Origin of the sequence: Aquibaculum arenosum (assembly GCF_029222965.1) — a bacterium.
Taxonomy (GTDB): Bacteria; Pseudomonadota; Alphaproteobacteria; order Kiloniellales; family DSM-21159; genus Aquibaculum; species Aquibaculum arenosum.
On the sequence record NZ_JARHUD010000004.1, the window covers coordinates 246,897 to 272,872 of the forward strand.

Consider the following 25,976-nt stretch of genomic DNA (forward strand, 5'->3'; position numbering starts at 1 on the left):
AGGTCAGATTGAACGCGATCCGGCCCAAGCCGCGAGACTCTTCGCCCCGATCTACTCCGCAGCGACCGACTGCGGCTGGGGATTGCGCCAGCTGCTCAGCAGTTCCTGCTTCTGCTCCTCCGCCTTGGCAATGTTGGCCTCCTTGATGTGGCCGTAACCCCGGATCTGGTCCGGCAGGGAGGCGAGCGAGACGGCCAGTCCGTGGTTGTCCGGCGTCAGGCCTTCACAAAGTTCGCCGACCAGGGCCTCGTACTCGCCGATCAGCCGCCGCTCGGTCTTGCGCTCGGCGGTGTAGCCGAAGGGATCGAGCGGCGTGCCGCGCAGCCGCTTGCCCTTGGCCAGCAGGCCGAAGGCCCGCAGCATCCAGGGGCCGTACTGCTTCTTCTTCAGCTTGCCGCTTTCCGGATCGCGCTGGGCCAGCAGTGGCGGCGCCAGGTGGAACTTCAGTGTGAAGTCACCCTGGAACTGGGCTTCCAGCTTCCGCTTGAAACTGCCGTCGGTGTAGAGTCGTGCGACCTCGTACTCGTCCTTGTAGGACATCAGCTTGAAGGCATAGCGGGCAACCGCCTCGGTCAAGCTCTCGCGGCCGGGCGCCCGGGTGCGCTCCGTAGTGCGCACTCGCTCAACCAGGTGACGGTAGCGCTCGGCATAGGCGCGGTTCTGATAGTCGGTGAGGAAGTTCACCCGGCGCGCGATCAGCTGATCCAGGCTCTGCTCCTGCGCCGGAGCGGTCTTGCTCTCAGGCGCCACCAGGGTCTGAACCGCATCGAGATTGTGCGCGGCGCGGCGGCCCCAGAGGAAGGCCTTCTTGTTGAAGTCGATGGCCACGCCGTTCAGCTCGATGGCCTGCTCGATGGCCTCGCGCGTGATGGGGATCAGGCCCTTCTGCCAGGCATAGCCCAGCATGAAGAGGTTGGTGGCGATCGAGTCACCCAGCAGACCGGTGGCGATCTCCGTGGCTTCCACGAACTCGCTCGCGTTGCGGCCGACCACATCCTCGATCACCTCTTCCAGTTCCTTGGTGGGAAAGTGGTAGGTGGGCGAGTTGCGGGTGAAGTCGCCGGTGATCGTCTCGTGGCTGTTGACCACGGCGCGGCTGTAGCCCTTGCGCAGCTTGGACAGTGCGTCCTGCCCCGCGGCGACCACCAGATCGCAGCCGAGCAGCAGGCGGGCGCCGCCGGCAGAGATGCGCACGGCGTGCAGATCCTCCGGCCGCTTGCCGATGCGCAGGTGGCTGAGCACCGCGCCGCCCTTCTGCGCGAGGCCGGCCATGTCCAGGATCGAGCAGCCCTTGCCCTCGATGTGGGCGGCCATGCCCAAAAGGGCGCCGATGGTCACCACGCCGGTGCCGCCCACGCCGGTCACCAGGATGCCGTAGGGCTCCTCCTCGACCGACGGCAGCGTCGGCTCAGGCAGCACGGCCCAGGCCGGTGCCTTCTCGGCCGCCGGGGTCAGGGCCTCCGGCTTGCGCAGGCTGCCGCCCTCCACCGTCACGAAGGAGGGGCAGAAGCCCTTCAGGCAGGAATAGTCCTTGTTGCAGGAGGACTGGTCGATGGCGCGCTTGGTGCCGAACTCGGTGTCCTTGGGCACGACGGAAACGCAGTTGGACTGGACTGAGCAGTCGCCGCAGCCTTCGCAGACCAGGTCGTTGATGAAGACGCGCTTGGCCGGATCGGGGAAGGTGCCGCGCTTGCGCCGGCGACGCTTCTCGGCGGCGCAGGTCTGGTCGTAGACGATGACGGTGACACCGGGGTACTCGCGCAGTTCCTTCTGGATGCGGTCCAGTTCGTCGCGATGCTCCACCGTCACGCCCTGGCCCCAGTCCGTGCCCAGGGGATACTTGTCGGGCTCGTCCGAGACGACGTAGATGCGCTTCACGCCCTCGGCCGCCACCTGGCGCGCGATCATCACCGGGTTCAGCGGCCCGTCGTGCGGCTGCCCGCCGGTCATGGCCACGGCGTCGTTGTAGAGGATCTTGTAGGTGATGTTCACCCCGGCAGCCACCGCCTGGCGGATGGCCATCAGTCCGGAGTGGAAGTAGGTGCCGTCGCCCAGGTTGACGAAGACGTGCTTGGTGCTGCTGAAGGGCGCCTGGCCGACCCAGGGCACACCTTCACCGCCCATCTGCGTGAAGGTCGCGGTGTTCCGGTCCATCCACTGCGCCATGTAGTGGCAGCCGATGCCGGCCATGGCGCGGGAGCCTTCGGGCACCTTCGTCGAGGTGTTGTGCGGGCAGCCGGAGCAGAAGTGCGGGATGCGCTTCATCGGCGCCTGCTCGCCCTGCAGGAGAGTTTCCAGTTCCTGCAGGAAGGCGAAGCGAGCCTCGATCCGCTCATTGGTGATGCCGTGGCGCTTCAGAAGTGCGCCGATGGCCCGTCCGATCTGGGCCGGGTTCAATTCGGCATAGGAGGGCAGCAACCAGGTATCGGGCTCGTCCGGCAGGTTGCGGTCGTGCTTGCCGATGATGCGCGGGCGGCGGTCGGCCTGCCAGTTGTAGAGTTGCTCCTTGACCTGGCTTTCGATGATCGGGCGCTTTTCCTCGACGATCAGCACCTCGTCCAGCCCTTCGCAGAAGTCACGCACGCCCTGCGGTTCCAGGGGCCAGCTCATGGCGACCTTGTAGATCGACAGGCCGATGTCCCGGGCCATCTCCTCGCTGATGCCCAGATCGTCCAGCGCCTGGCGCACGTCGAGATAGGACTTGCCGGCGGTGATGATGCCCACCTTCCGATTGGGGGAGTCGATCACCCGCTTGTCGAGACCGTTTGCGCGCGCAAAAGCGATGGCCGCCGGCAGCTTGAAGCGATGGTGACGCTCTTCCTGCGCCAGCATGTCCAGCGCGCCGCCCCAACGCAGATTGAGGCCGCCTTCCGGCATCTCGAAGTCCGGCAGGACCGGCTCGAGGCGGTGCGGATCGACGTAGCAGGAGGCAGTGGCATCCACCGTCTCGGTGACGGTCTTGAAGCCGATCCAGCAGCCGGAATAGCGGCTCATGGCCCAGCCGAAGAGGCCGAGGTCCAAGAACTCCTGGACGCCCGCCGGATTGAGCACCGGCACCATGGCGTCCATGAAGGCGTATTCGCACTGATGCGCCGTGGTGGAGGACTTGGCGGCATGGTCGTCACCGGCCAGCAGCAGCACGCCGCCGTTCTGGGATGCGCCGGCGAAGTTGCCGTGGCGGAAGACGTCGCCGCTGCGGTCCACGCCCGGGCCCTTCCCGTACCACATCGAATAGATGCCGTCGTAGAGACAGTCGCCGAAGAGATTGGCCTGCTGCGTGCCCCAGATGGCGGTGGCGGCCAGGTCCTCGTTCACACCCGGCTGAAAATGGATGTGGTTGTCCTTGAGGTACTTGCGGGCCTTCCAGAGCTGCTGGTCCAGCGCGCCCAGGGGCGAGCCGCGGTAACCGGAAATGAAACAGGCGGTGTTCAGTCCGGCCCGTTCGTCGCGCTGGCGCTGCATCATGGGCAGGCGCACCAGTGCCTGGGTGCCGGTCAGAAAGATCCGACCGCTGTCCAGAGTGTACTTGTCGTCGAGCGAAACGGCTCCGTCAGGCATGTCTGACCCTCATCTCCTGAACCGATCGCGGACTGGCTCCGCGATCTTGGCATCAAGTGGCGGCCTTGCTCCGGACCGTTCTTCTTGGCGTACGTCCTGCAAAGATGGCATTGGCAGGAGCCAGAAAAAGGTAGAGCAAACTGACCTATCTGTCGAGTGGAACTGGGCTAAGTCACTGACAGACATAAATTAACTTAGCTTACGGAAGGTACGAACTGGATATTGCGTCCGAACCCCCTGCAACGCAATGCCCCGACATGCGCGCGGCGCGGCGGGTCAGTCGGGGCGGATCAGGACGTGCCGCTTGCGGCCGGCCGAAAGTTTGATCACCCCCTGCTGGGTGAGCTGCGCCAGACCGAGCACCGCGGACTCGTCGGCCAGGCGCTCGTCGTTGACCCTGGCGCCGCCGCCCTTGATCAGCCGGCGAGCCTCGCCATTGGAAGTGCTGAGGCCGGCCTCGCGGAAGAGCTCGTAGGCTGGGACGCCGTTTTCCAGTCGCTGGCGGGGCACCGCGATCGTCGGCAGCGCCTCGTCCAGGGCATGCTCCTCGAAGGTGCGCCGCGCGGTTTCCGCCGCCTGCTGTGCGGCTTCCGTGCCGCGGCAGAGGCTGGTGGCGGCGTCGGCCAGCACCTTTTTGGCCTCGTTGATCTCCGCCCCTTCCAGACGTTCCAGGCGCTCGATCTCGGTTAGCGGCAGCTCGGTGAAGAGGCGCAGGAAGCGGCCGACATCCGCATCCTCGGTGTTGCGCCAGAACTGCCAGTAGTCGTAAGCCGACAGCCGTTCCTCGTTCAGCCAGACCGCGCCGGCGGCCGTCTTACCCATCTTCTGGCCGGAGGCGGTGGTGAGCAGCGGCGTGGTCAGGCCGAAGAGCTCGCGCTGGTCCACCCGGCGACCCAGCTCGACGCCGTTGACGATGTTGCCCCACTGGTCGGAGCCGCCCATCTGCAGCCGGCAGTCGTGGCGCCGCGCCAGTTCCAGGAAGTCGTAGGCCTGGAGGATCATGTAGTTGAACTCCAGGAAGGTCAGCGGCTGCTCGCGATCCAGGCGCAGCTTTACGGAATCGAAGCTCAGCATACGATTGACCGAAAAGTGGCGGCCGTAGTCGCGCAGGAAGTCGATGTAGTGCAATTGGTCGAGCCAGTCGGCGTTGTTGACCATCACCGCATCGCTGGGCCCATCGCCAAAGGTCAGGAACTGCGCGAAAACCCGCTTGATGCTGGTCATGTTGCGCCCGATTTCTTCGTTCGTCAGCAGCGGTCGGGATTCGTCGCGGAAGGAGGGATCGCCAACCCGCGAGGTGCCGCCGCCCATCAGCACAATAGGCTTGTGCCCATTCTGCTGCAGCACGCGCAGCATCATGATCGAGAGCAGGTGGCCCACGTGCAGCGAGTCCGCCGTGCAGTCATAGCCCACATAGGCCGCTACCGGCTGCTTGAGCGCCAGGGCGTCCAGTGCCTCCATGTCGGTACACTGATGGATGTATCCGCGCGCCGCCATGGTGCGCAGGAAATCGGATGCGGGGCTTGTCATGGGACCACTCGTGCAGTGCGTCTGCTGTCTTGGAAGAGGGCAGAGTTAGCACGCGCTGCCGGAAGGCTCAACGCGCCTCAGGCCGCTCAGCGCTCGGGCAGGCGCGGTGGCTGGTCGGGCGCCAGAATGCGGCCCAGGCGGACCGCCAGGCGATTGCTGGTCCGCAGGTCCGGCGATGTCTCGGGGCCGGCAGTGGCGGTGACGGCAAAGCCGATGTCCTGGTCCGGGAGATGAGCGGCAACCGCCGAGAAGCCGGCAAAAGCCGGCGTCTGGATCAGCCAGCCATCGCTGACCAGCAGGCCGAACGCGTAGTAAATATCCTCGTCGAAGGGCCCGTAGCCGGCGGTGGTCGGGGCTAGAAGTTGCTCTTGGGATTCGGCTGAGAGCAACTCGCCGGGCCCGATGGCGGCAAAGGAGGCCATCGCGTCCTCCACCGTGGTGGTCATGATCGCCCCCTGGGCCAGAGTCCAGGAGGGGTTCCAGTAGGTGGAGTCCTCATAGAGACCGCGCTCGCTGGTGAAGGCGTGCAGCACTGGCTCCTGCATGCGGGCGGTGGCACCGCTGTGCGTGTCGGTGAGGCCGAGCGGCGCCAGAATCCGCTCCTGTAGCAGCTCCGCCAGTGGCTGCTCGGCCGCGGCTTCCAGCACCCGGCCCAGCAGGATGTAGTTGGTGTGGGCATAGGCGAAGCAACTGCCGGGGGCGCAGACCAGCGGCTCGGCGAAGGCGATGGCGAGCAACTCGTCTTCGCGCCACTGGCGGAAAACATCGTCGTAGAAGGGGAAGAGCGGCACGTAGTCGGCGTAGCCCGCGGTGCCATCCGCCAGCATCCGCACGGTCATGCCTTCGGCCATGGGCAGATCGGGAAGCCACTGCGAAAGCGGATCATCCAGGGACAGCAGTCCCTCCTCCTGCAGCTGCAGGGCCAGCACGCCCATGTAGGCAATCGCGATCGCGCCGTTGCGAAAACGCATGTCCGCGGTGGCGGGGACCGCGGTCATCGTTTTGCCCCAGGCATGGGTGAGAACCGGCTTGCCCGCAACCTCCACCGCCAGAAGGACGGCCTTCAAGCCGTCCTCCTCAATGGCGTCCTGAACAGCCGCGGCCAGATCCTCGGCCACCTCGGCGACAGCAACGCAGGCGCCGCGGAGCGGGACGGCATTGGCGTCGCAGTCGGCAGACTGGGCGCTTTGTCCGAAACCCGCGGCGAGGGAGATGGCGAGGCAGAAGGTGCTTGTCATCAGGGCGCGCCCGAGACCGCTGTCGACTTTCCCCGTGCGATGGAGCCCCATTGTCTTTCCCCCGGTTTGCGGCAGCGCCACCGCATCCGGTAATGCTATAGCGTGCCGCATAGCGGACCAAACGCTTTCCCGTTTGCCCCGCGATTTGCGAGCGGCGACCATGAGGACGAGGTAGTTGCATGAGCACGACGCTGGGACCTGCCGCCAGCACGCTAAGCGAACGGCTCTACGGCGCCCTTACCGGCGACGGGCCGGAGGAGCGGGCCTGCAGTGCGATTCCCGACTCTGCCTGTACCGCCCTGCCGGGCAACTATCTGCTGAACCTCGGCAATGGAGCCTGCACCAAGCTCGCTGAACAGCTTGCCAGCCCGGGTCTGACGCTGCCGTGGATGATGGCGGCCATCGGCGTGCCGGCATCGTTGGTCGCCTTCCTTTCGCCGATCAAGCAGGTGGGTTCGCTGCTGCCGCAAATGGCCGTGGCAGCGCGGATCCGCGGCATGGCCAGGCGCAAGTGGGTCTGGAGCGCCGCCGGCAGCTTTCAGGCCGTGACCTTGCTGCTCATCCTGCCCGCCGCTGCTTTTCTGCCGCCTCTGGCGGCGGGCATCACCATCCTGGCGCTCTTCACGCTCTTCAGCATCGCCAGCGGCGCCGGATCGGTCGCCTTCCAGGATGTAACCGGCAAGACCATTCCCAAGGGCCGTCGCGGCCGCCTGCTGTCGCACCGCGCGGCCGTCGGCGGCGGATTGACGCTGCTCGCCGGCCTGGGCCTGCGCTTCTGGCTGGGAGAGGACGCGGGTGTCACGCCCTACCTCTGGCTGGTGCTGGTGGCGGCGCTGCTCTGGGCGCTGGCGTCCCTGCTCTTCGCCCGCATCGAGGAGGAACCCGGCGCCAGCGAGGGCGGCCGCAACATGCTGGCCGAGGTGCGGCAGGGTTTCGGGCTGGTCAAACAGCAGAGTGGCTTTCGCCGCTATCTCTGGGCCCGGGCGGCGCTGACTTCGGTGGAGGTGGCCATGCCGCTCTTCGTGTTGCATGCGCACGGGCTGGTGGAGGGCGCGACGGCCCTGGGCGTCTTCATCGTCGCCGTGGGCCTGGCCAACGTTCTCTCCAGTCCGATCTGGGGCAAGCTGTCGGACCAGACGGCGCGCAGCGTGATGATGCAGGCGGGGTTGCTGGGCGCCGCCGCGGCTGCTTTGGCCCTGGCGATCGGGTTCTTTGCCGGCGAAGGCATCCCGGCGCTGGCCTACGCGCCGGCCTTCCTGCTGCTTGGCATCGCCGAAGCCGGCGCCCGGGTGGGCCGCAAGACCTATCTGGTGGATGCCGCACCCACCGAGGAGCGCCCGCTCTATGTCGCCTTCTCCAACTCGCTCATAGGCTTGGTGGCGCTGTCGCTCGGGGGGCTGGGCATCGTGGCTCAGTTTGCCGGCGCGCCAGTGGCCTTACTGATCTTTCTGCTGTTGGCGCTGGCGGCGGCATGGCTTTCAGCGGCCATGCCCGAGGCGAACCGGATGGTGGAGGCAGGCTGATGGCGCTCTATCTCGGCCTGATGAGCGGCACGTCGCTTGACGGGATCGACGCCGCGCTGCTGGAGACCGACGGGGCACAGCAGGTGAACCCCGGCGCCTCTCACAGCGTGCCCTATGACCCTGCATTTCGCGAGAGGCTGCGCGCCTTGCTGGGCGGCCGGCAGCCGGTGGCGGAAGTGGAGCAGGAACTGACCCATCGCCATGCCGAGGCGGTGGGAGGGCTGCTGGCGCTGGCCGGTATTGCGGCCGCTGAGGTGACGGCGCTGGGCTTTCACGGCCAGACCATCCTGCACGAGCCAGACGAGCGACGGACTTGGCAGATTGGGGATGGCGAGCTGTTGGCTCGCTTGACGGGCATTCCCGTGGTCTGTGACTTCCGCTCCGCCGACGTGGCGGCCGGGGGACAGGGCGCGCCCTTGGCACCGCTTTATCACGCAGCGCGCCTCGGCCCGCTGCCCCGTCCGGCAGCGGTGCTCAATCTGGGCGGTGTGGGCAATGTCACCTGGATTGGTGAGGAGGCCGAGGCCCTGCTGGCGTTCGACACCGGGCCCGGCAATGCCCTGCTGGATGACTGGGCGCGCCGCCGTGCAGGGCAGCCCTGCGATCTCGACGGCGCCCTGGCCGCCGCAGGAAGGGTGGATCGACAAGCCCTGGCCAGCCTGTTGAACCACCCCTACTTCGACACAAGGCCGCCGAAATCCCTGGACCGGGACGCATTCGATCCCACGCCGGTCGAAAAACTCTCGAGCGAGGACGGGGCGGCCACCCTGGCGGCCTTCACGGTGGAGAGTGTCGTGCGGGCCCTCGATCACTTTCCAGCCCCGCCGCGGCGCTGGTTGGTCACCGGTGGTGGGCGGCGCAACCCTGTCCTTATGCGCTGGCTGGCTGAGCGTTTGGGGGCGGCGGTGGAGCCGGTCGAGGCGTTGGGCTGGAACGGCGATGCCCTGGAAGCAGAGGCTTTCGCCTACCTGGCAGCGCGCAGCCTCGCCGGCCTTCCCCTGTCGCTGCCGGGCACCACCGGCGTGCCGAGCCCCACGACCGGCGGCCGCATTTATCGGCCTCCGGTGTAGGGTTCAGTTCCGGTCAATTCAGGTTTCTGCAGCCTTGCTCGCGGCGGCCTGCTCGGCGAGGCCGCGCTTGATGTAGTCCTCGGCGGTCTTTTCCATCTGCTCCAGATAGCCCTGGAAGAAGTGGTTGGCGCCCTGAATCGTCTGGTAGTCAATGGTGATGTCGCGCTGGTGCGACAGCTTCTCGACCAGCTTTTTTGAGGCGGCTTCCGGCACGATCTCATCCGCCGTGCCCTGGATCACCAATCCCGAGGAGGGGCAGGGGGCCAGGAAGCTGAAGTCGTAGAGATTGGCCGGCGGCGCAACGGAAATGAAGGCTGCGATCTCCGGCCGGCGCATCAGCAACTGCATGCCGATCCAGGCCCCGAAGGAAAAGCCGCCGACCCAGCAGGCCGAGGCATTGGGGTTGTACATCTGCAGCCAGTCGAGCGCCGAGGCCGCATCGGCCAGTTCGCCTTCGCCCCGGTCGTAGTTGCCCTGGCTGCGCCCGACGCTGCGGAAATTGAAGCGCAGCACGGAGAAGCCTTGACGCACGAAGGCGTGGAACAGGCTGTAGACGATCTTGTTGTTCATGGTCCCGCCGTGCTGCGGGTGCGGATGCAGCACCAGCGCGATCGGCGCCGTGGAATCGGCCGCATGATGGTAGCGACCCTCGAGCCGGCCCGCCGGCCCGTTAAACATCACCTCTGGCATTCCTTGCGACTCACCTTCGTCTTGCTCGCCCCGGCAATCTGGCGCGAAGGCAGGCTGTTTCCGTACGTCCGGGCTGTGCTTCCGCACCAGGTCAAAAGTTGACCAATTTACTCAGGAAGCCTATATGCCAGGTCGGAGAGCCCCCAGGGGCCGCGACAGTAGCCGACAGGTCGAGCCATGTTCAAGACACTCCGCGCCGAGATCGAGGCCATCATGGCCCGCGATCCGGCCGCTCGTTCCGGGCTAGAGGTGGTGCTCTGCTACCCCGGTTTCCAGGCGATGATCTTCTATCGTCTGGCGCACGCGTGCTGGCGCCGCCGCTTCTACCTGCTCGGACGTTTCATTTCCCAGCTGGGTCGCTGGCTGACGGGAATAGAGATTCACCCCGGCGCACGTATCGGCAAGCGCTTCTTCATCGACCACGGCATGGGAGTCGTGATCGGTGAGACCGCCGAAGTGGGAGACGATGTCACCCTCTATCACGACGTCACCCTCGGCGGCGTGGCGCCCTCGGTGGACAGCGACTCCCAGCGCCAGCAGAAGCGCCATCCCACCCTGGAAGACCGGGTGATCGTGGGCTCCGGCGCACAGATCCTCGGCCCCATCACAGTGGGGCGCTGCGCCCGGGTCGGCGCCAACGCCGTGGTCACCAAGCCGGTGGAGGAGGGCGTCACCGTTGTGGGCATTCCCGCCCGACCGGTGCAGCAGCCGGTGCGGCCGAGCGACGAGCGCTTCGTCGCCTACGGTACGCCGACCGGCGACATTCCCGACCCCATTGCCAGGGCGCTCGACGGCCTGCTGGACGAGGTGCAGCACCTGCGCGCCCGGGTCGCTGAGCTGGAACGTGAAGGCACAGGGGCAACATCCCTTGACCCTGGGCCGGAATCGGAGCGCGGGGAGTCGCAGCCGCGACCCTCGCACAATGGGCGCAATGGCAGCTGTTGAGCGGCCTGCAGCCCTGGGAGTAGGACGATGAAGCTGAGTACCAAGGGACGCTATGCCGTCATGGCTCTGGTCGACCTCGCCGCACACAGCGCGGGGGAGCCGGTGACCCTGGCGGAGATCGCCGAGCGGCAGGGCATCTCCCTGTCCTATCTCGAGCAGCTCTTCGCCAAGCTGCGGCGTGCCGGACTGGTGGATGCCATCCGCGGACCAGGCGGCGGCTACCTGATGGCGCACCCCGCGGCGCAGACCCGGGTGGCGGACATCATTCTGGCGGTGGATGAGCCGATCCGTGCGACCCGCTGCACGCCGGGCAAGCCGGTGGGCTGTCGCGGCGACGTCGGACGCTGCATGACCCACGACCTCTGGGAGGAACTGGGCAACCAGATCTATCTCTACCTCAGTGGGGTGAGTGTGGCTGACGTGGTCGCGGGACGGGTGGCGCCGCGCAGCGAGTCGCGACCGGCAACGCCGGTGGCAGCAGCCTAGCAGGCGTGGACATGGCTGGACGGATCTACCTGGACTACAACGCTACGGCCCCTGTGCGGCCGCAAGCGCGCGAGGTCATGACCGATGTCCTCTGCCGTGTGGGCAATCCCTCCTCGATCCATGCCGAGGGACGGGCAGCAAGAGCGGTGATGGAGCGGGCCCGCGCGGCTGTCGCTGGCCTGATCGCGGCGCGGCCCTCGGAAATCCTCTTCACCAGCGGCGGCAGCGAAGCCAACAACCTCGCCCTGCGCGGCAGTGGCCGCTCCGCGATCCTGCTGTCGGCCGGAGAACACGCCTCGGTTCTGGAGGCGGTGGAGGGCGCGCAGCTGATCCCGCTGGACAGTGATGGGCGTGTGGACTGCGCGGCGCTGGCCGACATGCTGTCGGCCGAAGCGCGGCCGGCGCTGGTGTCGGTGCAACTCGCCAACAACGAGACGGGGGTGATTCAGCCCATTGAACGGGTAGTGGAGGTCGCGCGCGCCGCCGGGGCGCTGGTCCATTGCGATGCCATCCAGGCTGCCGGCAAGCGGCCCTTGAATGTCGGTGCGTTGGACGTGGATCTTCTGAGCCTCTCTGCACACAAGCTGGGCGGGCCAGCCGGGGTTGGCGCGCTCTGGCTGCGTGGCGGCCTGGACCTCAGTCCCATGCTGCGCGGCGGTGGCCAGGAGCGGCGCCGGCGCGCCGGGACGGAAAACCTGCCCGGGATCGCCGGATTCGGTGCCGCGGCGCAGGCGGCAGCCGATGATCTGGAGCGGATGGCAGGGCTCGCCGCCTGGCGTGATGATTTGGAGGCGGCGCTGCTCGCCGCGGAGCCGGAGGCCCGGGTTTTCGGCCGGAACGTCCAGCGGCTGCCCAGCACCTCCTGCCTGGCCTCGCCGAGGCTTAGCGCCGAGCTGCAACTGATGGCGCTCGACCTGGAGGGTTTCGCCGTTTCCTCGGGCTCGGCCTGTTCCAGCGGCAAGGTCGGTCCTTCGCATGTGCTGGCGGCCATGGGCGTGCCCGAGCGCCTGGCGCAGAACGCGCTGCGCATTTCCTTCGGTTGGGCCAGCGAGGAGACCGAGCTTCACGCCTTCGCCGCGGCCTGGATCGCGCTGCACCGGCGCAGGGCCGAGAGGGGCAGCCCTTCGACAGCCGAGGTCGTGGCGTGACCCCGCGAGCGGCAGGCCGCGGCGGCGCGCCTTTACCTTTCCACTCCACTTCCCGGGCCGTGTCTGCTATGGCCCGGGCCGATCTGTAACGAGGAGCGACTGGCTCTATGCCGAAGATGGTGTTCATCGAACGCGACGGGAACCGCAAGGAAGTCGAGGCGCCAACCGGACTTTCGGTCCTGGAGATCGCGCATCGCAACGATGTGGACATCGAGGGAGCCTGCGAGGGATCGCTGGCCTGCTCGACCTGCCATGTGATCGTCGAGGAATCCTGGTACGATCGCCTGCCGGAGGCGAGCGAGGACGAGGAGGACATGCTCGACCTTGCCTTCGATCTGCAGAAGACCTCGCGGCTCGGCTGCCAACTCATCATCACCGATGAGCTCGACGGCCTAACCGTGCGCCTGCCAGGCGAAACCCGCAACATGATGCTGGGCTGAGCCCATGCTCTTCGAGGCGCTGAAGGCCGAATGCCCGCAGGAGTGGGAGGGCTACGTTACCCACCCCTTCGTGCGGCAACTGGCGGCGGGCAGGCTGCCGGAGTCCTGCTTCCGGCACTATCTGAAGCAGGACTACGTCTTCCTGCTGCACTACGCGCGGGCCTATGCCCTGGCGGTGGTGAAGTCCGACGCGGTGGAGGACCTGAAGCAGTCGGCGGCGCTGGTCGACCTGCTGCTCAACACGGAGGTGCCGCTGCACCTCAAGTTCTCGGCGCGCTGGGGCTTGAGCGAGTCGGAGCTTGCTGCCACCCCGGAGGCCGACGCCAACCGCCTCTACACCCGCTATGTGCTCGACCGCGGGATGAGCGGCGATCTGCTCGACCTGCTGGTGGCCCTGGCGCCCTGTGCCTTGGGCTATGCCGAAATCGGCCGGCGGCTGATGGCCGATCCCGACACGCGCCTGGAGGGCAATCCCTACCGCGAGTGGCTCGAGCTCTACGCCGGGACGGAGTTTCAGGAAGGGGCGGCGGTCGCGGCCACGCAGCTCGACCGGGTGGCGGCCCGTCGTGGCATCGAGGGCGAGGTCACTCGCTCCGGACGCTGGCCCGATCTGGTAGCGACCTTCCGGACCGCAACGCGGCTGGAAATCGGCTTCTGGGAGATGGGTCTCAATCCCTGAGCCGGGCCCCGCGCCGGAATTGTCGCAACGCGCGGCTTGGACTCGCGGCAACAGGGCGCTAAGGTGCCCGCATACAGCACGAACTAAACGGGAACGCAGACGATGGCGGGCAGTGTCAACAAGGTCATTCTGGTCGGCAATCTGGGGCGCGACCCCGAGATCCGCACCATGCAAAGCGGCGGCCGGGTCTGCAACCTGGCTTTGGCCACTTCCGAGAACTGGCGCGACAAGCAGACTGGGGAGCGGCGGGAAAAGACCGAGTGGCACCGCATCGTCGTCTTCAACGACGGCCTGGTGACCATCTGCGAGCGCTTCCTGCGCAAGGGCTCCAAGGTCTACATCGAGGGCCAGTTGGAGACCCGCAAGTGGCAGGACCAGTCCGGCCAGGAACGCTACACCACCGAGATCGTGCTGCGTCCCTTCCGCGGTGAGCTCACCATGCTGGATTCCCGCGCCGATGGCGGTGGCGGCGGCGGCTATGGGGGCCAGGGCGGCATGGGCTCGTCGGGCGCCGGCTACGAAGACCGCGGCTTCGGCGGCGGTGGCGGCTCCCCCGGCGGCGGCTCCTCCGGCGGCGGCTCCACCCCGCCCCCCAGCGATCTGGACGACGAAATTCCGTTCTGAGCCGGCGGCCGGCTTCGACATCGCAGCGCACGGCGGCCCCAAGTCCCGGTCACGGCGGCGTGGAGCATGCGGTGCGCCGGTCTGCATAGGCCGGCTGGCTCTAGCCCCGTCATTGCGAGGAGGCCGACAGGCCGATGCGGCAATCCAGGGCGGTTTGCCTTTGGCCCTGGATTGCCGCGCTCCCGCTGGTCGCTCGCAATGACGGCCTGGGGAATGCACAACCCCTGGACGCGGGCACACGTTCTGCATTTGTCCACGCAAGTTCCGCCTGCCAATGACTCTGCCAATGACGGGGGCACGGCTGCGGCGCCTCGCGAAGCGTTTGTTCGCATCTGCGGCCTCTGTTAAGCTACGCGGTGTGGGGCCGGTGGGCCTGACGGGGCTTTCCCTTCCTTGAACCTGCATTTCGGGTCCGATTTTGAGCGACATTGACGAGAACAGCGTCCCGGTTCCTCCGGAGCCGGAGAACGGCGCCTCAGGCGATGGCGGCGGGCTGCCACCGGGCGGTGGCGACGGCATGAGCGGCGGGGCGACCGGCGGCATCACCATCGAAGAGGAGATGCGCCGCTCCTACCTCGACTACGCCATGAGTGTGATCGTGGCGCGCGCCCTGCCGGACGTGCGCGATGGCCTGAAGCCGGTGCACCGGCGCATCCTCTATGCGATGAAGGAGCTGGGCTACGACTGGAACCGGCCCTATCGCAAGTCGGCGCGCATCGTCGGTGACGTCATGGGTAAGTACCATCCCCATGGCGACTCGGCGATCTACGACGCCATGGTGCGCATGGCGCAGGACTTCTCCATGCGCCTGCCGCTGGTGGACGGACAGGGCAACTTCGGCTCCATGGACGGCGATCCGCCGGCGGCCATGCGTTACACCGAGGCGCGTCTGCAGCGCGTGGCCTCGGAAGCGCTGCTGGAAGACATCGATCGCGACACGGTCGATTTCCAGGTCAACTACGACGAAAGCACCAGCGAGCCGACGGTCGTTCCGGCGCGCTTTCCCAACCTTCTGGTCAACGGCGCCGGCGGCATTGCGGTCGGCATGGCCACCAACATCCCGCCGCACAATCTGGGCGAGGTGATCGACGCTTGCTGCGCTCTGGTCGACGACCCGGAGGCCAGCGACGAGACCTTGATGCAGCTGGTGCCGGGACCCGACTTCCCCACCGGGGGGCTGATTCTCGGCCGTTCGGGCATCGGCTCGGCCTACCGCACCGGCCGTGGCTCGGTCCTGATGCGCGCGCGCACCCACATCGAGGAGCTGCCGCGCGAGCGTGAGGCCATCATCGTCACCGAGGTGCCCTACCAGGTGAACAAGGCCCGGATGCTCGAGCGTATCGCCGAGGTGGTGCGCGAGAAGATCGTCGAGGGCATCAGCGAGATTCGCGACGAGTCCGATCGCCACGGCCTGCGGGTGGTGATCGAGCTGCGCCGCGACGCCGTGTCCGACGTCATCCTGAACCAGCTCTACCGCTACACGCCGCTGCAGACCTCCTTCGGCGTCAACATGCTGGCGATCGACAGCGGTCGGCCGCGCATGATGACCCTGCGCGAGGTGATCGTCGCCTTCGTGCGCTTCCGTGAAGAGGTGATCGCACGGCGCACCGCCTACGAGCTCAACAAGGCGCGCGAGCGCGCGCACGTCCTGGTGGGTCTGGCCATCGCGGTCGCCAATATCGACGAGGTGATCGCGCTGATCCGCCATGCGCCGGATCCGGACACCGCGCGCGCCGGCCTGCTGGGCCGCTCCTGGCCGGCGGGCGATGTGGGCCCGCTGGTCGACCTGATTGACGAGCCGGGCCACCAGGTGGCGGAAGACGGTACCTATCGCCTCTCCGAGGCCCAGGCCAAGGCCATCCTGGAACTGCGCCTGCAGCGCCTGACCGGGCTCGAGCGTGACAAGATCGCTGGAGAACTGGAAAGCTTGGCGGCGAAGATCCGCGAGTACCTGGCCATCCTCGGCTCGCGCGAGCGCCTGATGGAGGTGCTGCGTGGGGAACTGGTGGACATCAAGGAGCGTTTCGGCACGCCGCGGCGCACCTCCATCGAGGACTCCGAGTTCGAGCACGACATCGAGGACCTGATCCCGCGCGAGGACATGGTGGTCACCGTCACCCACGGCGGCTACATCAAGCGCGTGCCGCTCTCGACCTATCGCGCCCAGCGGCGTGGCGGGCGCGGGCGCGCGGGCATGGCGATGCGCGACGAAGATTTCGTCTCCTCGCTCTTCGTGTGCGACACCCATACGCCGGTGCTCTTCTTCTCCTCGCGCGGCATGGTCTACAAGCTCAAGGTCTGGCGCCTGCCCTTGGGCACGCCGCAGGCCCGGGGCAAGGCCCTGGTCAACATCCTGCCACTGCAGGATGGCGAGAGTATCACCGCCTGGATGGCGCTGCCCGAGGACGAAAGCACCTGGGGCGAAATGGACGTCATGTTCGCTACCTCCGCCGGCACGGTGCGGCGCAACCGCCTGTCCGACTTCACCAACGTCATGGCCAACGGCAAGATCGCCATGAAGCTGGAGGCCGCCGACGGGCACCTGGTGGCGGTGCGCACCTGCAGCCCCGCCGATGACGTGCTGCTGGCCACGGGCGGCGGCAAGACCATCCGCTTTCGCGTCGATGACGTGCGCGTCTTTGCCGGGCGCAGCTCGGTCGGTGTGCGCGGCATCCGCTTGGCGGCGGGCGACCGCGTGATCTCCATGTCGATCCTACGCCACATCGAGGCTGCACCGGAGGAACGTGTCGCCTACCTGCGCTGGGCCGCGGCACAGCGCCGGGCCGAGAATGGCACTGGCAACGACAATGGTGACGGCGAGGGCGAAGGCCTGGCCGAGGAAGCAGCAGGCGAGGTCGAGCTTTCGGCCGAGCGTCTGGCCGAGCTGCAGGCGGCGGAAGAGTTCCTGCTCTCGGTCTCCGATGACGGCTTCGGCAAGCGCACCTCGGCCTATGAGTATCGTGTCACCGGGCGCGGCGGGCAGGGCATCGGCAACTTGGATCTCAGCCGCAGCGGCGGACGCAGCGCCCGGGTCTCGGCCGTCTTCCCCGTGGGGCCGGGCGACCAGATCATGCTGGTGACCGATGCCGGGCAACTGATCCGCACCGGGGTGGAGGACATCCGCATCGCCGGGCGCACCACCCGCGGTGTCACGCTCTTCCGCGTTGCCGAGGGCGAGCGCGTGGTCTCGGTGGCGCACATGGCCGACCTCGACACGGAAGAGGACGAAGACGGCGAGCCGTCCGAGGAGGCCGGAGAGACGCCGGCGGCGCCTGAGGACGAGGGATCGGAAGCGCCGCGCGCCAGCGACGCGCCCGATGACGATGCGCCTGACGATGAGGGGCCCGAGAATGGCACATAGGGCGAGCATGCCCGCGCAAGGGCCGGGTCGAGACATGGAGGGATCATGGCGCTAGAGGCACAGCATCCGCCGCTCATCGGGGTCTATCCGGGCACCTTCGATCCCATCACCCTGGGCCATCTCGACATCATCCGCCGGGCCACCAAGGTGGTGGATCACCTGATCGTTGCGGTGGCGCGCAACGCCGGCAAGGGCCCCTTGTTCGTGACCGATGAGCGGGTGGAACTGGTGCAGCACGAGCTCGACCGGCTCGTGGCCCAGAAGGAAACCAACCAGTGCCGGGTTGAGGTGCGCGCCTTCGACAGTCTGCTGATGCATTTCTGCCAGTCGGTGAAGGCCCGGGTGATCGTGCGCGGCCTGCGCGCCGTTTCCGACTTCGAGTATGAGTTCCAGATGGCCGGTATGAACGCGCGGCTGGAGCCGAACATCGAAACGGTTTTCCTCATGGCCAGCGAGCGCCAGCAGTTCATCTCCTCGCGCTTCGTCAAGGAGATCGGCCAGCTCGGCGGTGATGTGTCCTCCTTCGTCACCCCGCTGGTACACGAACGCCTGGACGAAAAGTTCGCCCGCAACCGGCGCGACGGCGAGGGCTGAGCGGCCGATTTCGCCGCATCGCTGTTCGGCTCCGACCCTGCGACGGTTTCTTGCTGAGCCACCACCAACCCGTCGTTGACCCCTCGCCCCCGCCTCCCTATTGTCGCGCCCATCCTGCCGGCCGCCCCGTCAAGCGACACCCGTCCCCCGACACCTAGGCCGCCGCAGTGCCCGTAGCTCAGGCGGTAGAGCAGCTGACTTTTAATCAGCGGGTCGTAGGTTCGAGTCCTACCGGGCACACCATTTTTCTCTAGTAAATACAATAACGTAAAGCCCGCATTGATGTCCGGCTATGTATCGAAAGCTCTAAACGGGACATCAACGGGACATCATTACGGAGATGTCGGACATCTGCCCCTCGAAAGGCCGGTGCCAGAAGTTGTTGCAGAAAGATCGAGAGTAAGCAGTTTGAACGCAAGAACATTGCTTATAATTGCCCATAACCAACTAGATTCACCGATCCAAGGTGGTGGTGTTTCCAAAGCGGTAGTGTTAAGGAGTAAAGCAACCTGCGCGTTCATAGGTTGTGACTTTGCGCGTCAACTTCTCCCAATGTTGAGATAGCGCGTGCCCTCCAGCCAGTTCTCATGGGTCTCGATCGCCAGCGCCCGGATCAGTCGCAGGCAGCTTTCACTGCTGGGAGAGATGCGCACCACGTGGGTGCGCCGCTTCAGCTCCTGGTTCAGGCGCTCCAGCATGTTGGTCGACTTCATGTGCTTGTGGTGCTGCTGCGGCAGCCGGTAGTAGATCAGGGTGTCCTCGATGTGCGCCTCGACCCAGTCGGTCAGCTTGGGGTACTTGGACGCCACTTGGTCAGCCGCCGGGCTGCAAAGGTCGCCAACTCCTTGTCCAGCCACGTGTTGATCTGGCTGATCGTCGGCGCCGAGAAGCTGTGGCCGCAGTGCTCATCGGTGATCGCTTTGACCTTCCCGATCGAAACACCCTGCACATACATCTCCCCCAGCGCCCCGCTAAGGCCTTCTCGGAGCGTTGGTAGCGCTCGAACAGCCGCGCCGAGAACAGCCTATCGCGGTGCTTACGGCACCCACAGCCCCAGCGTGCCGACCCGGGTCACCAGGCAAGAACGCCATCGACTGTAGCGTCACTGCCCAATGGCGCCTAGCCAAAAAGAATATCCGGCAACCAGAGGGCGATGCCGGGGAAGATGGTCAGGATTGCGACGGCCAGGCACATCAGGAAAAAAAAGGGCATGGCGGCGCGGGCGACGCGCCCGATCGGGTGGCCGGTCAGCCCCTGGATGACGAAGAGGTTGAAGCCCACCGGTGGGGTGATCTGTGCAAGCTCGACCATGAGCACGAGATAGACGCCGAACCAGACAGGATCGAAGCCTGCCATGGTTGCCAGCGGCAGTGTGATCGGAAGGCTCATGACGATGATCGAGATGCCGTCGAGAAACAGGCCGAGAAGCACGTAGAAAAGCGACAGGACCAGGATCAGTGTGAAGGGCGTGAGGTTCAACTGGCTGATCGTTTGCGCGATGTTTTGCGGCACGTGGAGGTAGCCCATCGCGGTGGAGAGAAAGGCTGCTGCGATCAGGATGATGCAGACCATGCAGGAGGTCCGCACGGCGCCCATCAGGGACTCGACAAATATCTGCCAACTGAGCTGACGCATGACGGCGGCGACGAGGATGGCCGCGGCAACGCCGACGGCTGCCGCTTCTGATGGGGTTGCCAGGCCGCTGTAAATGGCGCCAAGGACCAGCACCATCAGGAAGAAGACCGGCAGGAGGTTGGCGACGCCGCGGAGCCTTTGGCCGAGGGACAGGCGCTTTTCTTCGGCCGGGGCCACCTCCTTCGACAAGAGGGACACGATCATGATGTAGCCGGAGTAGATGGCGGCGACGAGAAGTCCCGGCAGGATGCCCGCGGCGAAGAGGCGCGAGATCGATACCTCGGCAAGGATCCCGTACATGATCATGACGATGGACGGCGGAATCAGCAGGCCGAGGCTGCCGGCGCCGGCGAGGGATCCGATTGAGAGGTTGGTGTCGTACTTTCGGCGTGCCAGTTCCTCGGTGGTGATCTTGCCTACTGTTGCGGTGGTGGCGGCGCTGGACCCACTGACGGCCGCAAAGAGCGTGCAGCCGAGAATGTTAGTGTGGAGCAACCGGCCCGGCACGAAGTCAACCAGCGGGGCGAGGCCGCGGAAAAGGCGATCGGATATGTCCGTACGGAAGATGATCTCGCCCATCCATATGAACATGGGAATGGCGGCCAGTTCCCAGGCCGAGCCATAGCGGAAGATGATGCTGGTGCCGATCGATCCGATGCGCTGCATCGGCATATCCAGCAGAAGCGCCAGGCCCGACACGCTGACGAGGAAGAGCCCTGCAAACACCCATATGCCAAGGCCCAGGAAGAAGAGAATAAGGACCAGAATCACCAGCCCTGCGATCAGTGCTTCCATGGCGCTAGCGCTGCCTCATTCTTGTTTGTCGGCGGCGCGTGCACCGCGCACGGCCAGGGGTCTAGCCTGATCAGAGGACCCGAACAGCATCCTTAGCAGGTAAGCCAGCATCTGCAGCCAGAAGAGTCCCAGCCCGAGCAAAACGAGCCCCTCCGGAATCCACATCGGCACCTGTGCGATGGAACTGCTGACCGTGCCCCGTGTCACGTGGCGCATGACCCGAAACCAGAAGAACCAGCCAAGGAAAGTCAGAAGCGCGAGCGTGAAACTGGCGGCCAGCACCTCAAGCGCTCTTCGGGCCCAACCACGAGAACGTGAGAGGAGCAGGTTCACGCGGATCAGTTCGCCATGTTCCAGCGTATAGCCGAGGGACAGGAAGGTGATCGCCGCCACGCCGTAGCCCACGAACTCGTCCAGAACGAAGGTCGAGGTCGAAAAAAAGGCACGAAGAACGATCTCCAGAAGAATGTGGAGAACCATGGCCACAAGCAGAAGGCCGGCTAAGCCGCCGGCCAGTCGGGAGAGGGCAAATATTGCCGTCTGCAGGAGGCGCATCATCGCTCCTCGCTTTTAGGGAAAGTGTCGGCGACACGCACTGCCGTGCCGCCGACCACTGCAGAACCTGCTAGGGCGGATCACGTTTGATCTGTAACGCGCAGCGTTCAGAACAAACGCGTCAATCCGCTCTGAATCAAGAGTGTAGTGCAGATTCACGCTTCAAATCGCGTCGCTTCGCGAACCCGTTTTGAGGCGATCTGCTCTAATTCTGCTGCCTTTCCTCGTACTCCCTGAGGATCACTGCGCCGCGTTCGCCGAGCTGTGAATTCCACTGCTCGATGGCCTCGGTACCCGCTTTCCGCAAAAGATCGAGAAACGCGGGATCGACTTCTTCGACAACGGTCATACCGTGGCTGCGCATCACTTCGTAGTTCTCCGCCACGCGTTCGCGCAGCGCTGACCAGCCGAATTCCTCACCCGCGCGTGCGGCTTCCAGCAGCCATTCCTTTTGTTCGTCGCTCAGCCGATCATACTCATCGCGGTTGATGTGCACGATCTGAAGCGGGCTGGCGTAGTTGACCTCGGTGAAGTGCGACTGCTGTTCCCAAAGGCTTGCGCCGACACCGCCATCCGCTGAGGTAAGCACGCCGTCCAGGCCGCCGGTGGTGAGCTGCGGCACGACGTCTGCCCAGCTCAGCTGGATGGGGGCCGCGCCGGCGGCACGCAGGGTGATCGTGCCGTTGGCGTCATAGGTGCGAATGCGGAGATTTTCCAGTGCATCCTGAGAGTCGATCGCCTGGTTCGCCCAGAGGCCGCTGGGCGGCCAGGGGGTCGCAAACAGCATCACCTGGTTGTTGTCCTCCAGCACCTGAGCATAGGCCGGCTTGGCAGCCTGATAGAGTTCCCAGACATCATCCGGTGTGGGGGTCAGGAAGGGTAGAGAGGAGAGCAGGAAAAGCGGGTCAATGCCGCCCCAGGGCCCCACGTAGCTGCTCGCGAGGGGAAGCGCTCCGTCTCCGACGGCATCGAACTGGTCGACCGACTTGTAGCCGAGGGACGAACCATGATGGCGCATGATCTGAATGTCGCCGCTTGAAAGCTCCTCGAGTCTTTCGGAGAAGGTTTCAGCCGCCTGGCCGTGGATCGAACCGATCTCGTACTCGTTGGCCAGATCCCAAGAAATGCTCTGTGCAGAGGCCGCTTGAGCGCCAAGCAGCAGGGCACCTGCCGCGAGCAAAGTGGTTGTGTATCTTGTCATGACCGTCGAAGCTCCCTTGTTCCTGTTGGACGACTTTTGAACGAGTGGAAAACGCAACCAGAAAGGAGGGTGTGATTCATTCTCCGGAGAATGCAACATTCTCGTAATGTCGCTGCAGGTAACTTTTGCTGAATTTGCCACTCTTCTGATCTTCAGCCAGTAGTTCACTCTGCCTTTGCTTCGGTTCACCGTACCCCCCACTTCCTGGTGTCTCTACAACGATGTGCTCATCGGGGCCGACATCGATTCCCGATGGCTTCACGTCGAGCACCTGGGTGCTGCCTTCGCCGTCAACGTGCTCGAAGCGACCTGAGCGGCCGGCCTGCCCGCCAAAAATGCCCCAGGGCTGATGGCGAAAGCGCTCGCCCGCGCCGTTGAAGAGGCAGGTGTGGTCCACCGGGCGGATGACCCGCCGCAAGCCCAGACCGCCACGCCACTGGCCGGCGCCACCGGAGTCCTCCACGAATCCGTAGCTCTCGACCCGCAGCGGATACTCGGTTTCGATCGCCTCGATCGGCAGATTGGAGGTGTTGGTGATATGCACCTGCACCCCGTCCTTGCCGTCACGATCATTGCGCCCGCCAAAGCCGCCGCCCAGGGTCTCGAAATAGAGATAATGGTTGCCGTTGCGTGGGTCGCGACCGGCAAAAACCGCCGTGGTGTTGGCGCCGTTGGCGGCGCCGACCACATTTTCGGGCAGGGCCGCTGCAAGCGCGCCGATGATGACGTCGATCACCCGCTGCGAGGTGTTGGCGCGCGCGGCGACGGGCGCCGGGAAGGTGCAGTCGAGCAGGGTGCCCGGTGTCGTTTTGATTTCGCAGCACTCGATGATGCCCTGGTTGTTGGGCACGTCCGGATCGAGCAGCGCCTTGATGGCGTAGCAGACCGCGGCCTGGGTGGCATTGACGGGCAGGTTGATGTTGCCGCGCACTTGCGGTGCCGTCTCTCTGAAATCGAAAGTCAAGGCGCCGTTGCGGGCTGTGACCGTCAGACGGATCGGGATATCCACAGTGCCGGCCCCGTCGTCGTCCATCACGTCTTCAAAGCTGTAGCTGCCATCGGGAATGGCTTTCAGCGCTGTGCGCAGCCGCTGTTCGGTGCGGACGACGATCTCGTCGAACGCCGCTTCCAGCAGCGAGATATCATGGGTCGCCACAATTTCGATCATGCGCCGCACACCAAGGCGGCAGGCAGCGATCTGGGCAAAGTAGTCGCCGCGCCGTTCCGTCGGAATCCGTACGTTGAGCAGCAGCAGCTCGAATAAATCGGCCTGAATCTCGCCCCGGCGGAAGAGGCGAACCAGCGGAATGCGCAACCCCTCCTGATAGATCTCCGTCATTCCGCCGGCCATGGAACCTGGTGCCATCCCGCCCACGTCGGCGTGATGGGCGATGTTGCAGATGAAGCCCAGCAGGCGGCCGTCCACGAAGACCGGGGCGGCCAGATTGATGTCCGGCAGGTGCGTTCCCCCTGCCACGTGGGGGTCGTTGGCGACGAAAACGTCACCTTCCTCGATCTCGGAGAGGTCGTACTTCTCCAGGAGCGTGCGCATCAGCCCGGTCATGGAGGCAATGTGGATCGGCAGTGACTGCTCCGCCTGCACGATGAGGCGCCCGGCCCGATCGCAGAAGGCTGTCGAATGGTCGTGCCGTTCTTTGATGTTCGTCGAGTATGCGCTGCGCATAAGCGCCGCAAACATCTCGTCGGCAACGGAGCGAAGGGCATTCGAGAGGATCTCGAGGGTGATGGGGTCGAGCGCCTTTCGGGTGGCCTCGTCCGACAGCAGAGGGATGGATTTCATGGCGCGATCTCGATCATCAGGTTGAGAGCGTCGTCGACGCGAGCGGTGTCACCCGGATAAACGAGGGTGGTGGCATCGAACTGGTCGATGACGGCAGGGCCGGGGATGATGCAGCCGGGGGCCAGCGCCTCGCGACGGTAGACCGGGGTGTCGTGCGAGTCTGCTTCATCGAACCAGACCGGCCGCCGCTCGACTGGCTCTGGGTGCAGGCTGGCTCCTTCCGGCGCAGAGGGAGCCCGTGGGGGCGGTAGCGCACCAAGGGCTGTCAGGCGCAGGTTGATCACCTCCACCGGATCCTCGGGATTGAAGAACCCATAGCTGCTTTCGTGCTCCTCGAAGAAGAGCTGCCGCAAGGCCTTCGCCTCGGGCAGGCGGGGCGCCGCGACGTCGACGTCGACGGGAACGCGCAATTCGAAATTCTGCCCTTCATAACGCATGTCGAGGCTCACCTGGAGCAGTCGTGCCTCAACGGGTATCTCTTCCTGTTCAAACCATGGCTGTGCTTCGGCAGCGAGCTCCTCGAGGAGTGTCTGCAGCTCTGGCAGGCTGTCATCCACGACGGGCAGCCGCCGGCTGCGCACGAGATCTTCCTTGATGTCGGCGACGACCAGACCCTGGGCACAGAGGATGCCCGGGGCGAGCGGCACCAGGATTTCGTGGATCCCCAGGGCGCGTGCCACCGCGTTGGCATGAAGGGGGCCCGCTCCACCGAACGGCATCAAGGTGAACTGGCGCGGGTCGTGTCCGCGCTCGACCGAGATCGCCCGAATTGCCCGAACCATGTTGGCCGTCACGATTCCGAGCACGCCCTGAGCCGTTTTCTCGATGGAGAAGCCAAGTCGTTCCGCGATCGGTGCCGTGACGGCGCGGGAGGCAGCCACATCGAGCGACATCGATCCGCCAAGCAATCCGCGGGCGGAGAGACGTCCAAGCACGACGTTGGCGTCAGTCACCGTGAGTTGATCGCCGCCACGGCGGTAGCAGGCAGGGCCGGGGTCCGCCCCGGCGCTCAAGGGGCCGACCTTCAGCAGACCGTCGCGCTCGAACCACGCAATCGAGCCGCCGCCGGCGCCGACCGTGTTGATATCGACCATGGGGAGGCGCACCGGGAAGCCGGCAACCTCACGATCGAAGGCGAGGCCTGCTTCGCAGTTCCGGATCAGGGCGACGTCCGCGCTTGTCCCTCCCATGTCGAGCGTGATGACATTGGGCCTCTGAGACTGGCGCGCGGTATGAATTGCCGCCATCACCCCGGCGGCTGGGCCGGACAGTGCGGTACGGATGGGAAAGCTGCGCGCCCGCGCAATCGACATCAGGCCACCGCTGGACTGGTTGATGCCGACGCGCGCCTTTGGCGTCAGTTCTGCCAACTCCTGCTCAAGGTGGCTCATATAGCCGGCGAAGATTGGCTGCAGGTAGGTGTTGAGGAGCGCGGTGGAGAAGCGCTCATACTCCCGGAACTCGGGCTGAACCTCGCTGGACAGGGAAACTGCGAGGGTCGGAAGGCGTTCTCTCAGCCAGGTCCCGATACGCTCTTCGTGCGCAGGATTGATGTAGGAGAAGAGCAGGCATACCGCGCAGGCTTCTGCCTTGATCGCGGTGAGCGCTTGCGCAATCTCTTCCAGCTCCGTCTCATCGAGCGGCGTTATGATCTGTCCTTCCGGACCGACCCGCTCCGTGATCTCGAAACGATGCTCGCGCTTGGCCAGTGGAGCCGGGTAATCCGCCTTTAAGTCATACATTCGGGGGCGGACCTGACGCCCGATTTCCAGCAGATCACGAAAGCCGCGCGTGGTTATCACGGCCACCGTTCCACCTTTTCGCTGAATCAGGGCGTTTGTCGCGACCGTTGTGCCGTGCGCCAGGTTGGTTACCGCAGACAAGGGCAGCGCTTTGGATGCGCCCATATCCCGCAAGCCGGAAACAATCGCCTTGGCGGGATTGTCAGGGGTGGAAGGCGTCTTGTGCAGCTGAATCGTGCCGGTGGCCCTGTCGAAGCCATAGAAATCGGTAAAAGTTCCGCCGACGTCGACGCCCACTATCCAGCCGGAGCCAGCATCCGATGCCTGCTTGATCCCGTCCGCCATCTGCCCTTGGCCTTTC

General features: G+C 65.6%; 19 protein-coding genes, 1 tRNA gene and 1 pseudogene. 11 read left to right on the top strand and 10 right to left on the bottom strand.

Going from position 1 to position 25,976, the window contains the following annotated elements:
* Positions 1–51 precede the first annotated feature (51 nt).
* The 3 genes from P2G67_RS08345 to P2G67_RS08355 form a co-directional block, all read right to left on the bottom strand.
* A complete protein-coding gene (locus P2G67_RS08345; RefSeq protein ID WP_275821951.1) occupies positions 52–3,558 on the bottom strand; it encodes an indolepyruvate ferredoxin oxidoreductase family protein in 3,507 nt (1,168 codons plus the stop codon).
* A gap of 276 nt (positions 3,559–3,834) precedes the next feature.
* Complete coding sequence (gene tyrS / locus P2G67_RS08350; protein WP_275821953.1) at positions 3,835–5,088, bottom strand: tyrosine--tRNA ligase; 1,254 nt, start codon at positions 5,086–5,088, stop codon at positions 3,835–3,837.
* Between the two features lie 86 nt (positions 5,089–5,174).
* Positions 5,175–6,377, bottom strand: coding sequence for a serine hydrolase domain-containing protein (locus P2G67_RS08355; protein ID WP_275821955.1), 1,203 nt, complete (start codon positions 6,375–6,377; stop codon positions 5,175–5,177).
* A 128-nt stretch (positions 6,378–6,505) separates the two neighbouring features.
* On the opposite strand from P2G67_RS08355, the gene P2G67_RS08360 reads away from it, so the two are divergent.
* Entirely contained in the window at positions 6,506–7,849 is a 1,344-nt protein-coding gene (locus P2G67_RS08360) for an MFS transporter (RefSeq protein WP_275821957.1), read from the top strand.
* Entirely contained in the window at positions 7,849–8,919 is a 1,071-nt protein-coding gene (locus P2G67_RS08365) for an anhydro-N-acetylmuramic acid kinase (RefSeq protein WP_275821959.1), read from the top strand. The genes P2G67_RS08360 and P2G67_RS08365 overlap by 1 nt, the downstream gene beginning before the upstream one ends.
* A gap of 18 nt (positions 8,920–8,937) precedes the next feature.
* On the opposite strand, the gene P2G67_RS08370 is transcribed toward P2G67_RS08365, so the two are convergent.
* Entirely contained in the window at positions 8,938–9,609 is a 672-nt protein-coding gene (locus P2G67_RS08370) for an alpha/beta hydrolase (protein ID WP_275821961.1), read from the bottom strand.
* Positions 9,610–9,786: 177 nt separating this feature from the next.
* On the opposite strand from P2G67_RS08370, the gene cysE reads away from it, so the two are divergent.
* The 9 genes from cysE (at position 9,787) to P2G67_RS08415 (ending at position 18,129) form a co-directional block, all read left to right on the top strand.
* Complete coding sequence (cysE, locus tag P2G67_RS08375) at positions 9,787–10,554, top strand: serine O-acetyltransferase (protein WP_275821963.1); 768 nt, start codon at positions 9,787–9,789, stop codon at positions 10,552–10,554.
* Between the two features lie 27 nt (positions 10,555–10,581).
* Complete coding sequence (locus P2G67_RS08380; RefSeq protein ID WP_275821965.1) at positions 10,582–11,040, top strand: Rrf2 family transcriptional regulator; 459 nt, start codon at positions 10,582–10,584, stop codon at positions 11,038–11,040.
* A gap of 11 nt (positions 11,041–11,051) precedes the next feature.
* Positions 11,052–12,188, top strand: a complete 1,137-nt coding sequence (locus P2G67_RS08385) for a cysteine desulfurase family protein (protein ID WP_275821967.1) — start codon at positions 11,052–11,054, stop codon at positions 12,186–12,188.
* Between the two features lie 107 nt (positions 12,189–12,295).
* Positions 12,296–12,628: a ferredoxin family 2Fe-2S iron-sulfur cluster binding protein gene (locus P2G67_RS08390; RefSeq protein WP_275821969.1), complete on the top strand. Its 333-nt coding sequence runs from the start codon at positions 12,296–12,298 to the stop codon at positions 12,626–12,628.
* A 4-nt stretch (positions 12,629–12,632) separates the two neighbouring features.
* Complete coding sequence (gene tenA / locus P2G67_RS08395; RefSeq protein ID WP_275821971.1) at positions 12,633–13,307, top strand: thiaminase II; 675 nt, start codon at positions 12,633–12,635, stop codon at positions 13,305–13,307.
* 102 nt (positions 13,308–13,409) lie between these two features.
* Positions 13,410–13,931 carry a single-stranded DNA-binding protein gene (ssb, locus tag P2G67_RS08400; protein ID WP_275821973.1) on the top strand — a complete coding sequence of 174 codons (522 nt, stop codon included), beginning with the start codon at positions 13,410–13,412 and terminating at the stop codon, positions 13,929–13,931.
* A gap of 517 nt (positions 13,932–14,448) precedes the next feature.
* Positions 14,449–17,292 (top strand): DNA gyrase subunit A, encoded by a 2,844-nt coding sequence (gene gyrA, locus P2G67_RS08405; RefSeq protein ID WP_275822198.1) that lies wholly within the window; start codon positions 14,449–14,451, stop codon positions 17,290–17,292.
* 45 nt (positions 17,293–17,337) lie between these two features.
* Positions 17,338–17,886 (top strand): pantetheine-phosphate adenylyltransferase, encoded by a 549-nt coding sequence (gene coaD / locus P2G67_RS08410; protein WP_275821975.1) that lies wholly within the window; start codon positions 17,338–17,340, stop codon positions 17,884–17,886.
* A gap of 167 nt (positions 17,887–18,053) precedes the next feature.
* Positions 18,054–18,129 (top strand) — tRNA-Lys (locus P2G67_RS08415).
* Positions 18,130–18,425: 296 nt separating this feature from the next.
* Here the strand turns inward: P2G67_RS08415 and P2G67_RS08420 are convergent.
* The 6 genes and pseudogenes from P2G67_RS08420 to P2G67_RS08445 form a co-directional block, all read right to left on the bottom strand.
* Positions 18,426–18,988: pseudogene (locus P2G67_RS08420) on the bottom strand (transposase); the annotation flags it as partial.
* Positions 18,989–19,005: 17 nt separating this feature from the next.
* The gene (locus P2G67_RS08425) at positions 19,006–20,316 is read right to left on the bottom strand and encodes a TRAP transporter large permease (RefSeq protein WP_275821977.1); all 1,311 of its coding nucleotides are present in this window, start codon (positions 20,314–20,316) and stop codon (positions 19,006–19,008) included.
* A 15-nt stretch (positions 20,317–20,331) separates the two neighbouring features.
* Positions 20,332–20,871 carry a TRAP transporter small permease subunit gene (locus tag P2G67_RS08430; RefSeq protein ID WP_275821979.1) on the bottom strand — a complete coding sequence of 180 codons (540 nt, stop codon included), beginning with the start codon at positions 20,869–20,871 and terminating at the stop codon, positions 20,332–20,334.
* Between the two features lie 205 nt (positions 20,872–21,076).
* A complete protein-coding gene (locus tag P2G67_RS08435; RefSeq protein WP_275821980.1) occupies positions 21,077–22,072 on the bottom strand; it encodes a TRAP transporter substrate-binding protein in 996 nt (331 codons plus the stop codon).
* Between the two features lie 76 nt (positions 22,073–22,148).
* Positions 22,149–23,873, bottom strand: coding sequence for a hydantoinase B/oxoprolinase family protein (locus tag P2G67_RS08440; RefSeq protein WP_275821982.1), 1,725 nt, complete (start codon positions 23,871–23,873; stop codon positions 22,149–22,151).
* Complete coding sequence (locus P2G67_RS08445; RefSeq protein WP_275821983.1) at positions 23,870–25,960, bottom strand: hydantoinase/oxoprolinase family protein; 2,091 nt, start codon at positions 25,958–25,960, stop codon at positions 23,870–23,872. The genes P2G67_RS08440 and P2G67_RS08445 overlap by 4 nt, the downstream gene beginning before the upstream one ends.
* Between the last annotated feature and the right edge of the window lie 16 nt (positions 25,961–25,976).

Coding starts and splice junctions, on each gene's coding strand:
- P2G67_RS08345 (WP_275821951.1), bottom strand. CDS start 3,558: ATGCCTGACGGAGCCGTTTCGCTCGACGACAAGTACACTCTGGACAGC.
- tyrS (WP_275821953.1), bottom strand. CDS start 5,088: ATGACAAGCCCCGCATCCGATTTCCTGCGCACCATGGCGGCGCGCGGA.
- P2G67_RS08355 (WP_275821955.1), bottom strand. CDS start 6,377: ATGGGGCTCCATCGCACGGGGAAAGTCGACAGCGGTCTCGGGCGCGCC.
- P2G67_RS08360 (WP_275821957.1), top strand. CDS start 6,506: ATGAGCACGACGCTGGGACCTGCCGCCAGCACGCTAAGCGAACGGCTC.
- P2G67_RS08365 (WP_275821959.1), top strand. CDS start 7,849: ATGGCGCTCTATCTCGGCCTGATGAGCGGCACGTCGCTTGACGGGATC.
- P2G67_RS08370 (WP_275821961.1), bottom strand. CDS start 9,609: ATGCCAGAGGTGATGTTTAACGGGCCGGCGGGCCGGCTCGAGGGTCGC.
- cysE (WP_275821963.1), top strand. CDS start 9,787: ATGTTCAAGACACTCCGCGCCGAGATCGAGGCCATCATGGCCCGCGAT.
- P2G67_RS08380 (WP_275821965.1), top strand. CDS start 10,582: ATGAAGCTGAGTACCAAGGGACGCTATGCCGTCATGGCTCTGGTCGAC.
- P2G67_RS08385 (WP_275821967.1), top strand. CDS start 11,052: ATGGCTGGACGGATCTACCTGGACTACAACGCTACGGCCCCTGTGCGG.
- P2G67_RS08390 (WP_275821969.1), top strand. CDS start 12,296: ATGCCGAAGATGGTGTTCATCGAACGCGACGGGAACCGCAAGGAAGTC.
- tenA (WP_275821971.1), top strand. CDS start 12,633: ATGCTCTTCGAGGCGCTGAAGGCCGAATGCCCGCAGGAGTGGGAGGGC.
- ssb (WP_275821973.1), top strand. CDS start 13,410: ATGGCGGGCAGTGTCAACAAGGTCATTCTGGTCGGCAATCTGGGGCGC.
- gyrA (WP_275822198.1), top strand. CDS start 14,449: ATGAGCGGCGGGGCGACCGGCGGCATCACCATCGAAGAGGAGATGCGC.
- coaD (WP_275821975.1), top strand. CDS start 17,338: ATGGCGCTAGAGGCACAGCATCCGCCGCTCATCGGGGTCTATCCGGGC.
- P2G67_RS08425 (WP_275821977.1), bottom strand. CDS start 20,316: ATGGAAGCACTGATCGCAGGGCTGGTGATTCTGGTCCTTATTCTCTTC.
- P2G67_RS08430 (WP_275821979.1), bottom strand. CDS start 20,871: ATGCGCCTCCTGCAGACGGCAATATTTGCCCTCTCCCGACTGGCCGGC.
- P2G67_RS08435 (WP_275821980.1), bottom strand. CDS start 22,072: ATGACAAGATACACAACCACTTTGCTCGCGGCAGGTGCCCTGCTGCTT.
- P2G67_RS08440 (WP_275821982.1), bottom strand. CDS start 23,873: ATGAAATCCATCCCTCTGCTGTCGGACGAGGCCACCCGAAAGGCGCTC.
- P2G67_RS08445 (WP_275821983.1), bottom strand. CDS start 25,960: ATGGCGGACGGGATCAAGCAGGCATCGGATGCTGGCTCCGGCTGGATA.